The following is a 9,700-nucleotide window of genomic DNA, read 5'->3' as shown; positions in this document are numbered from 1 at the left end:
TCGCTTGCAGCTGCCATTGCTGTGATGATCACCTTAATTGGCATTGTGGCAATAATTTTACTCATTATCAGTAGCGCTGGTAGATGAGTATTTCACCCGCTTTTTTAATAAGCAGCACACTTTTTGTAATTATGTTCACCCTCGGAGTGAGCCTAAGAAGCACGGATTTGATCAAATGGGTTAAACATCCAGCCTTATTGCTACGTATTTGGTTTGGATCTTGTTTTCTGGTTCCCCTGCTGGCTTTGCTGCTGCTGCAATCCCCTTTAGCTGAAACCGTATCGCCATCGGCCCGTTTTGCAATTGCCTTGATGGCCCTTTGCCCTAGCGCGCCGCTAATCCTGCGCAAGGCAGCTAAGTCCGGGGGCGATCGTCAGCTTGCGGCAGTGCTTCAAATGTTTGCCGCAATTACATCGGTTGCCTCAGTGCCCCTGCTGGCAGGTATTTTTCGAGCGGTATTTAATATTGAAGGCTGGCAAATTATTCCTGCTGATGTGGCGGTTCAGGTGGCTACAGCCCAGTTGCTACCGCTCTTTCTTGGCTTCTCTGTGCAACATTTTAAGCCTGTTATGGCACGCCAGATTGAACCTTCACTTGAAAAAATTTCGAATATTCTTTTGGGATTAGTTGTGCTGCTGGTGTTAGCTAAGGCCGCTCCAAAACTGCTTATATTTACAACAAGCAATGCAATTGCGCTGCTGCTGATGATCTTGCTAGTGCTTTTTAGTTTGCTGATTGGCTATGGCTTGGCATCAAGGCATAGCAGCATTCGCTTCACCGCTGCATTAGTTACGGCAATGCGTAATCCAGGCTTGGCACTGCTACTTGTAGGTACCTATGGCCCACAGCTCAATGATGCTAGCGTAGGCATTTTTGCTTATATTTTAATTACAATTTTCACCTCTTCATTATTCCTTAAACTAGCCAAATCGTTCAACCAGCATTAAGCTAAGAAGGCGATGAATCCTAAGCGTGCCAAACGGAAAGCCAAACGTTCTTATTCTTTGGGGCGATGATATTGGTCAGAGCAACTTAAGTTGCTATAGCCACGGTTTGATGGGATATCAAACACCAAATATTGATCGTGTTGCTAAGGAGGGTGCAAAATTTATTCATTACTATGCCGAGCAAAGTTGCACTGCTGGCCGGTCTGCTTTTATAAGCGGCCAGAGTGTTTATCGCACCGGTTTATCAAAAGTAGGTTTGCCGGGAGCTGAAAACGGATATCACCATGATGATCCAACCATTGCTGAATTGCTTAAACCCCAGGGTTATCGCACTGGTCAATTTGGTAAGAATCACTTTGGTGATCGCGATGAGCATTTGCCAACTATGCATGGCTTTGATGAATTTTTTGGCAATTTATATCATTTAAATGCAGAGGAAGAGCCTGAACTGAGAGATTATCCAAAGGAGGATGATCCAGAATTTCCTAATTTCCGCAAACGCTTTGCCCCAAGGGGTGTGCTTCATTGTTGGGCTAATCCCGATGGCAGCCAGCGCATCGAAAGCACCGGGCCATTAACCCGTAAGCGGATGGAAACAGCAGATGATGAATTTATAGCGGAGGCCAAGCGTTTTATCCGTGATGCTGTTGCCTCTGGAGAACCTTTCTTTGTTTGGTTTAATACCACTCATATGCATTTCCGCACCTACTCTCGTGCCCAAGATGTAGGCAGATCGGGGCGCTGGCAATCTGAATATCACGATGTAATGATCTATCACGATGAATGTATCGGCGAAATGCTTAATTTAGTAGATGAACTTGGCATTGCTAACGATACTATTGTGATGTATGGCACTGATAATGGCCCCCATATGAATAGTTGGCCAGATTCTGGGATGACGCCGTTTCGTAGTGAAAAAAATACTAATTGGGAAGGGGCTTATCGCGTTCCAGCAATGATTCGTTGGCCTGGGCATGTTGCACCTGGAAGCAACATTACCGGTATCTGTAGTCATCTTGATTGGCTGCCAACCCTGCTTGCAGCAGCGGGCGAGCCGGATATTAAAGAGAAATTATTAACTGGCTATCAAGTTGGAAATAAAAACTTCCGCATCCATCTTGATGGTTATAATATGCTTGATTTTTGGACCGGTAAAGCAGAGAAAAGTCCCCGTCGGGAATTTTTCTACTTCTCAGACGATGGCGATCTAGTTGGCTTGCGTTACGACAATTGGAAATTTGTATTTAGGGAGCAGCGAGTGCAGGGCACCTGTCAAATTTGGGCAGAGCCATTTATCGAACTAAGGGTGCCCAAAATCTTTAATTTGCTTACAGATCCCTATGAAAGAGCTGATATCACTTCTAATACATATTGGGATTGGATTTTTGATCATATTTTCTTGATTGTGCCCGCTCAGGCTTTTGTTGCAGAATTCCTTGCTACTTTTAAGGCCTATCCGCCAAGGCAGAAGGCAGCAAGTTTCTCTTTGGAGCGTGTAATGGATCGCTTGGAAAAGGCTGTTGGCGGACCTGCCTAAACCCCTGGTGGTTATCTGCTAAGGCCGCTACAACAGAGCAGTTGCAAAAGCAATTGCTAATGATTGGCAAATATTCACTGGCTCGCTGGTTTTGTTTGCCAATTGGCGCCCTTCTCGCCTTGGGGCTAGCCAATGAAAGCCCTCCCCCTGCGATTCCATTAACCACACCGGTGGCGGATTTGGGCTCGAACACCAAGCTTCCCGCCCATCTGGAGGAAAACTTTCGTGTTTTACCTTCACCGCCCCCGCCGTTGGTGTGGATGGCTTTAAAAAAGCAGCCTGGAGCCACGGCTCTGTTGTTTTATCCCCTTGATCAACCAGCTCTGGATATAAGTGCTTTTAAGTGGCGTTATTCAGAAAGCCGCAAAGCTTGGCGCATGCATGCTGGGCTTGATCTGATGGCACCAGAGGGGGAAGCTGTTCGGCCGGTTAAAAACGGCCGGGTGCTTTTGGTAGACACAATTTCCGGCTATGGCATCACCGTGGTTGTGGCCCATGGCGAGTTAAATCAAAGTTTGTATGCCCATCTTTCAGCTGTTGATGTGAAACCGGGCGATCAGGTGGAACCCACTTCCCTATTGGGGAGAGTGGGGCAAACGGGCGTAGCAAGCGGGCCGCATTTGCATTTCGAATGGCGTGAACGCCAAGGCAATGGCTGGGTTGCCCTTGATCCCATGCCGATGATGATTCCCCAATAGGAGGGAAGTAGTGGTTTCAACGCTCTGCTTGCTTGAGCACTGGTGCGTGGATCGCGCGGCAGCTGGCCAGAAAATATTGGGTTTGTGCGCACCACCTGGCAGTGGCAAAAGTTGGTTGGCATGCCAATTGCAATCCAATCTCGATGTGGCTTGCCTCTCCCTAGACGATCTTTATTGGCCCCAACCGCAATTACAGCTGCATCAGCGCGGTTTGCCCGGCAGCCATGATTTACAACTACTCAAGCAGGTGTTGGCTGATTTTCGCCAGCACGGCAAGGCAATCGCCCCTTGTTTTGCAAAGGAATTGGCGGCAGGCGCCGGTGATCGCCAAGGGCAACGCCTATTGGCAGGGAAGTTGCTATTGCTGGAGGGTTGGTGCGTGGGTGCAAGAGGTGTGCCAGCACTTCAGCCATATCAGCCCGTTTGGCAGCAGCTTGATGGCCTTTTATTGCTGCGTCCCCCCAGCCTTGGGCGGGTAATGCGCTGGCGTTTGCAGGCGGAGGCAAAACAGCGCCAACAGGGTGGAGGGGCTTTACCGGCCAGGCTGGTGGCGACCATGGTGCAATCTTTTTACCAGCATTTGCCCGTAGAACAGTGTTTTGCGCCCCTATGGCAACAACCTCAATTGCCAACGTGGCAACTAAACCTGAACTACAAAAGGCAGCCGCTTGGTTTTATTGAAGCTATTTAGGTCCAGTTGCCACCAAAGTCGTCGTCGAAACCTTGATATGGCATGAATTCATTCCAGCCAGGGCTGGCTTGATCCATCAAGCCGAACTGGGCATCCACTGCATCGGTGGCGGTGTTGCCGGTGGGACGCGTATCGCAGGTGATGCTGCCATCACTGGCAGTGCTGCAGTTGTCGAATACAACTCCCGCCTGAACTGGTGAAATCAGCAAGGCAGCACCGATGATGGTTGCACCCAACTTGTTGTTCAACACGCCGATGTATACCGATTGGACCGCCGTTATTCTGCTGCTTCTCACAGCTGCTCCCCTTGCTGTGGTGGTAGCTACTGCTGCTTTTTTCATTTGGCGCCAAAAGCGAGCGAAGCTTTAATTTAAAACAACCCCATAACTTTGAATTGTGCCAGCCATTTTTGGGGGTTATTTTTCAGCTCTTTTAGTAAATCTGAGGGGCTAAGTGTGCTGCCAGGTGGCACCCAGCCGTTGCTAGCTGCCCAGCTACCAATAAGTTGTTCTGCTGTGCCCCCCTCACTTCTCCAGGTAGCTAAGCCCGGCGCTTGTTGCCCTTTAGACAATTTTTGGCCCTGTTCATCTTGAAGCAAGGGCACATGCCAATACTGTGGTGGATCCTGTTGCAACAGTTGCATTAGTGCCACTTGCGGGCCAGTTGAAACCCAAAGGTCTGTTCCTCTAACAACGCTATCTATACCCATCCACAATTCATCAACGGCGGTGGCTAGGTGATAAGCCAAATAACCATCGGCGCGTCTTAGCACCACATCTCCCACATCAGTTGCACCATTCAGCTGGCAGGTTTCAGCACCTAATTCTTGCCAATTCAAAACTTTTGCCTCTAAACGAAACCTCCAGCTAGGCAGCTTTCCTTGCACTTCCCCCCAGCTGTGGCGTTTATTAAGGCAAGTACCTGGATAAATAGGCCAAGCCCCGTGGGGAGCAGAAAGGTGGGCAAGCATGCGCCTGCTACACCTACATGGGTAAACCAAATCGGTGCGCCTCAGAGCCGAAAGCACACTGGAATAAAGCCCTCTTCTCTCACTTTGGCGCCAAATGGGGGGATCCCAATCGAGGCCAAGCCAGGCTAGATCTGCAAAAATCTGTGCTTCGGCGCCGGATTGAATGCGCGGCGTGTCTAGATCATCTATACGAATGAACCATTCGCCCCCTTGCAAGCGGCTAAACAACCAAGACAGCAACGCTGTGTGCAAATTGCCCAGATGGAGTGGGCCGCTGGGGGTGGGGGCAAATCTGCCCCGTTGATGCTTTTGCCTAGTTGCCTTGGCGCTTAAAAGCTCCCCCCTCAAATGAGCGGGGAGCGCTTCTAGCAAGTTGATCAGCCTTGAACCCGTTCTTTAAATAATTTGCCAGCAGTGAAAGCAGGCACCTTTTTGGCAGGGATAGCGATTTTTTCACCGGTTTTTGGGTTCAAACCCTGGCGAGCAGAGCGTTCCCTTGATTCAAAGGAACCAAAACCAAGGATGGAAACTTTTTTGCCTTCAACTACGGAATCAACAATGGTTTCGATTGCCGCATCAATTACCTGAGACACATCGGTTTTGGTGAGCTCAGTGCGGGCAGCTACCAAATTAACAAGATCAGCTTTGTTCATAACGAAGTAGTTGAAATGCTCTTGTTGAGAGTGGAACTCCGCAATCGTATTGAGCTTGCAACGAGTGCGCAACCTTAATTTCCAGCATTCGCAGTGGTTCTCAGCTGCAGTGCCTGGGCCCCTTGCTCGATAAGCTTGCTACCGCGAAGGGCCCCAAGCCCTGCGGCGCAAGCGATTTGAGCCGGTGAGCCCTGTGGCAACCAGGCTTCTAATTGTTGAACACTGCGTTGCAATCGGGGCCAGTGGAAATTGTTATTACTGCGGCGAAGCACTACCCCGCCACCCACAGCAGGCCAAAGCAAGCGCCCGCAGAACAACACATCGTTGCTGCCTTGGCTCCAGTGCAGCGAGCAGGAACCAGGGCTTGGGCCAGGAGTCCAGAGCAAATTCAAGCCAGGCTCGATGCTGTGATTGCGGCTGAAGCAAAAGCGCTGTTGCAATGTTGGCAATAAATAAGCCTCCTGTTCCTGCAGCAGCACCGGCCAGCCCAAAAACTCTTGCCAGCGTTGGCACTGGCCATGCCCTCCACGGTGGGTAAGCAGGATCAAGCCGGGGGGTTGGGCTTGTAAAAAAGCTTTATTGGCATCATTCAGCAACGGAACATCCACAAGCACCGAACATCCCAAGGCGCTTTGTAGTAGCCAGGCGCTACCTCCTGCGCTATCTCGGCTTGGGGGAAACACCCACAAGTTGTTTTTAAGTTGGCAAATCCCCATAAAAAGAAACTAAATCCTGATGCAGCTAAAGTGAAATTGAAATAGAGGTTCGATGGCTTTCGGAATCGGGAGGCCTTGGCCCCTAGGCAGTAGCAAAACTGAAGCAGGGGTCAATTTTGTGGTGGCTGCGCCGCAGGCCACCAAGGTGGAATTATTGTTATTTGAAAATGGCAATTCTCCTGAACCTTTTAATGTACTAACGCTTGATGCTAATCATCGCAGCGGTGATTATTGGCATGTGGAAGTTGAGGGATTGGGATTTGGTTGTTGTTACGGTTATCGAGTATTTGGCCCCAAATTATCCACTGGCCATGGATTTAATCCTGCAAAAGTGCTTTTAGATCCCTGCGCTCGGGCGATTACCGGTTGGGATGTTTATAAGAGAGAACTTGCAACTGGCGATCAACTAAACACTGCTAATTGTTTGAAAGCGGTGGTAACTGAACGGGAGCGGTTTGATTTTCAGCGCTTTCCAAGACCCCGTCGCCCTTGGCGCCAATCTGTTGTTTATGAATTGCACCCCGGCGGTTTTACAAAAGCCGAAAATAGCCCTGCAGGCAGTAATCACCGTGGCAGTTTCCTTGGTTTAATCGATAGCATTCCTTATCTATTAAGCCTTGGTATCACAACAGTGGAGTTGTTGCCACCGATGGCCTTTGATCCCCATGATGCCCCTTCCGGGCGTTTGAACTATTGGGGCTACAGCCCATTGAGTTGGTTTGCGCCGCATCATGCCTACATATCAGGTGATGATCCACAAGAAGGTCGCCATCAGGTGAGGGCGCTTGTGGAGGCTTGCCATGCTGCGGGCCTTGAAGTGATCGTGGATGTTGTTTATAACCACACCACTGAAGGAAGTGATAAGGGCCCCACCTTGAGTTGGCGTGGTTTTGCCGATCAAACCTATTACCTTCAATCGGAAACTGGTAGTTATCAAGATGTTTCTGGTTGTGGTAACAGTATTGGTGCAAATCGCCCCATAGTGCGCCAGTTGATCCTGGAATCAATGCGCTGCTGGGCATTGGAATTAGGGGTAGATGGTTTCCGATTTGATCTTGGTGCGGCATTAACCCGTGGTGAAAATCTCACCCCCCTTGATCATCCCCCTCTATTTGAAGAAATGGAGGCGGATCCTGAACTCGCTGATTTGAAATTAGTGGGGGAGCCTTGGGATTGCGGCGGTTTATATCGCCTTGGCGATTTTCCTGCCAAAAGGGTTGGCACTTGGAATGGTAAGTATCGGGATGATCTAAGAAGATTTTGGAAAGGGGATGAAAATACCGCTTGGAATATGGCAGAGCGCTTAAGTGGAAGCCCTGATTTATTCAATGGTAAGGCTGCTCCAGCCGGCAGAAGTATTAATTTCATCACCGCCCATGATGGATTTACATTACATGATTTAGTTAGCTATAATGATAAACACAATTTAGCTAATGGAGAAGATAATCGCGATGGTGATTCCCATAACAACAGCTGGAATCACGGGGTAGAAGGCCCGAGTACAGATCGCGGCATAAGCAACTTGCGCAACCGCCAGGCACGAAATATGCTTACAACTTTGCTACTTTCTCCCGGCGTGCCAATGCTGCTTATGGGCGATGAGCAGCACCGCAGCCAAGGGGGAAATAACAATTGTTGGTGTCAAGATAATCCCTTGGGTTGGATGAATTGGGAGGTTGATTCCGAGGCCGAAAATCTACGCACTTTTGTTAAAAGATTGTTGCGTGTGCGGCAACTATTGCGTGCATTTATTAATCCTGATGTGCCCCTTGAAGAGATCGAGAATACGCAATTTCCTTGGCGGCAATGGCATGGAGTGGAATTAGGAAAACCCGATTGGGCTAGCTGGTCGCATGGGTTTGCTTGGAGTGTGCAAACAGCAGCAGAAGGGCCTCGTTATTGGTGTGGGATTAATGCTTACTTCAAAGCGTTGCATTTCGATATTCCCAATTCCTCCAGCGGCTGGAAAAGAGTTATCGATACGGCTTTACCCGCCGATGAAGATCTACCAGCCGTGCCACAAATTTGGCGACCGCCATCTGCTCCTATGGAAAGCCGCAGCTTGATGTTGTTGGTGGCAGGAAATATTGAGCTAAATCTATAAATTCAAAAAACGCTTAGCTAATTTGAATGCCAACACAACCGACGCTGCTCCGTAGGAGCTGAATGTGATTACTTGGCCGAGGCTACCGCTGCTGTAAATATCGCGATTCAGCAAAACAAGATCGGCAAGGGAAGCGGCGATGCCCCAAATCAACACCCAAACGCTCACATAAGCCGCTAATTTTATTTTTGGATTCATAGTTGCAAGTACCAACGCACAATTGATAACACCTGGCCAGCAGCACCGTGGCCGCTGAGCAATTCACCAATAAGCGCTGCGGCAAAACCCACCATGGCAGCCCGGCCGTTGAGAAGTTCAACTGCTGCAAGGGCTTTGTTATTCCAGGGGCGCCGGGTGGTGAGCCCCTCCCCAAATTTTTCAATCGGTTCGTATTGAAATTGATTTGGCATCACTTTGAAACCTTTTAACGACAACACCTCAAAATAGTTGTGTTGCAGCTCTGGGGGGCTTTATGGCGGGATTCAGTTGGCGTGGATCACTATTAATGCTGGGTTTTTTGCTGGGTGCCCCTCCTTCTCTGGCAAACCTGCCCGGTGATCGGGGCCCAACGCCTGCTCTGCTCAAACCAGGGGCAACGGAATTGGTATTCAGAAGGGTGCCTGGCCGCCACGAAAGAGGTGATCAGCTCTGGTACTTGGAGCTCAAACGTAATGGCGGGGTGGTGGCCCGTTGGCGCGCAGCTAGCGGCGCTCCTGAAAAACAGAAGGCAGACCGCTTTTGGAGCCCTGGCAACGCAGCACCCCTGCCGCCGGGTAGTTATCGCTTAGGGGAGCCGGAGCCTTGGGATAACAGTTACTGGTTAGATCTGCTGCCAAATTTCCCCACCACCCGCAGCGCCCTGGGCATCCACACCTGCCTGCCGGGGGTGGGTTGCATTTGCTTGCCGGATAAAGCAGATACAGAGGCTTTAGCTCGCTGGGTGAAGGCCCTCAACCTGAAACAACTCACGGTTTTGAATTAGGCGGGGATTCTTGCTAGAATAAGAATCATTCTCAGCCTCCCATGGGCTTATTTGCTTTTTTACGTTATGCCGCTGGGCTGGCAATTGTTTTAGTTTTAAGCCTCGGGGCCTGCAACGATGCAAATAAAAGCGCAAAACCATTCAAGGTTCTTACAACCTTTTTGCCGATTACCTTGTTTACCAAGGCGGTAGCAGGCAATTGCGCTGAGGTGCAAGCCCTCATCCCAGCTAATAGTGGACCCCACGATTTTCAAGCAAAACCGGCAGATTTGAACGCCCTGCGCCAGGCGAAAGTTTTAGTTAAAAATGGTTTGGGGATGGAAGGATTCCTGGGCAAGCTAATTGCTTCCGCCGATAACAAAGATTTGCTGGTTATCGATTCAAGCCGTGGCATTACCACCC

The 9,700-nt window shown here is 49.7% G+C and carries 13 protein-coding genes; 7 read left to right on the top strand and 6 right to left on the bottom strand.

Going from position 1 to position 9,700, the window contains the following annotated elements:
* Positions 1-83 precede the first annotated feature (83 nt).
* From KB557_RS06655 to KB557_RS06640, 4 genes are read left to right on the top strand one after another with little or no spacing between them, the layout of a single operon-like run.
* The gene (locus tag KB557_RS06655; RefSeq protein WP_255132525.1) at positions 84-947 is read left to right on the top strand and encodes a bile acid:sodium symporter; all 864 of its coding nucleotides are present in this window, start codon (positions 84-86) and stop codon (positions 945-947) included.
* A gap of 25 nt (positions 948-972) precedes the next feature.
* Positions 973-2,484 (top strand): sulfatase-like hydrolase/transferase, encoded by a 1,512-nt coding sequence (locus KB557_RS06650; RefSeq protein ID WP_255132523.1) that lies wholly within the window; start codon positions 973-975, stop codon positions 2,482-2,484.
* A gap of 59 nt (positions 2,485-2,543) precedes the next feature.
* On the top strand, positions 2,544-3,182 hold the full coding sequence (locus KB557_RS06645; protein WP_255132521.1) for a M23 family metallopeptidase: 639 nt from the start codon (positions 2,544-2,546) through the stop codon (positions 3,180-3,182).
* A 10-nt stretch (positions 3,183-3,192) separates the two neighbouring features.
* The gene (locus tag KB557_RS06640) at positions 3,193-3,873 is read left to right on the top strand and encodes a hypothetical protein (protein WP_255132519.1); all 681 of its coding nucleotides are present in this window, start codon (positions 3,193-3,195) and stop codon (positions 3,871-3,873) included.
* On the opposite strand, the gene KB557_RS06635 is transcribed toward KB557_RS06640, so the two are convergent.
* The 4 genes from KB557_RS06635 to KB557_RS06620 form a co-directional block, all read right to left on the bottom strand.
* Entirely contained in the window at positions 3,870-4,214 is a 345-nt protein-coding gene (locus tag KB557_RS06635; RefSeq protein ID WP_255132516.1) for a lactate dehydrogenase, read from the bottom strand. The genes KB557_RS06640 and KB557_RS06635 overlap by 4 nt on opposite strands.
* Before the next feature lie 29 nt (positions 4,215-4,243).
* Positions 4,244-5,215, bottom strand: a complete 972-nt coding sequence (gene gluQRS, locus KB557_RS06630) for a tRNA glutamyl-Q(34) synthetase GluQRS (RefSeq protein WP_399218772.1) — start codon at positions 5,213-5,215, stop codon at positions 4,244-4,246.
* Positions 5,216-5,220: 5 nt separating this feature from the next.
* A complete protein-coding gene (locus tag KB557_RS06625) occupies positions 5,221-5,496 on the bottom strand; it encodes an HU family DNA-binding protein (protein ID WP_255132513.1) in 276 nt (91 codons plus the stop codon).
* A 74-nt stretch (positions 5,497-5,570) separates the two neighbouring features.
* Positions 5,571-6,179: an MBL fold metallo-hydrolase gene (locus KB557_RS06620; RefSeq protein ID WP_255132531.1), complete on the bottom strand. Its 609-nt coding sequence runs from the start codon at positions 6,177-6,179 to the stop codon at positions 5,571-5,573.
* An 85-nt stretch (positions 6,180-6,264) separates the two neighbouring features.
* Here KB557_RS06620 and KB557_RS06615 point away from each other — a divergent pair, with 85 nt between their 5' ends.
* Positions 6,265-8,316, top strand: coding sequence for a glycogen-debranching protein (locus tag KB557_RS06615; RefSeq protein ID WP_255132511.1), 2,052 nt, complete (start codon positions 6,265-6,267; stop codon positions 8,314-8,316).
* Here the strand turns inward: KB557_RS06615 and KB557_RS06610 are convergent.
* Positions 8,311-8,514, bottom strand: coding sequence for a hypothetical protein (locus KB557_RS06610; protein WP_255132508.1), 204 nt, complete (start codon positions 8,512-8,514; stop codon positions 8,311-8,313). The genes KB557_RS06615 and KB557_RS06610 overlap by 6 nt on opposite strands.
* Positions 8,511-8,726: a chlorophyll a/b-binding protein gene (locus tag KB557_RS06605; RefSeq protein WP_255132528.1), complete on the bottom strand. Its 216-nt coding sequence runs from the start codon at positions 8,724-8,726 to the stop codon at positions 8,511-8,513. Before KB557_RS06605 ends, KB557_RS06610 begins: the two co-directional genes overlap by 4 nt.
* Positions 8,727-8,788: 62 nt before the next feature.
* On the opposite strand from KB557_RS06605, the gene KB557_RS06600 reads away from it, so the two are divergent.
* Both KB557_RS06600 and KB557_RS06595 read left to right on the top strand, forming a co-directional pair.
* Positions 8,789-9,298, top strand: a complete 510-nt coding sequence (locus KB557_RS06600; RefSeq protein ID WP_255132505.1) for a hypothetical protein — start codon at positions 8,789-8,791, stop codon at positions 9,296-9,298.
* 41 nt (positions 9,299-9,339) lie between these two features.
* Positions 9,340-9,700 (top strand): metal ABC transporter solute-binding protein, Zn/Mn family (locus KB557_RS06595; protein ID WP_255132503.1); only part of this gene is annotated, 361 nt, incomplete at its 3' end.

The organism is Synechococcus sp. Cruz CV12-2-Slac-r (assembly GCF_024346075.1).
In the GTDB taxonomy this organism is placed as follows: Bacteria; Cyanobacteriota; Cyanobacteriia; order PCC-6307; family Cyanobiaceae; genus Synechococcus_D.
Note: the sequence above shows the minus strand (reverse complement) of the source record. Positions and strands in the feature narration are given on the sequence as shown.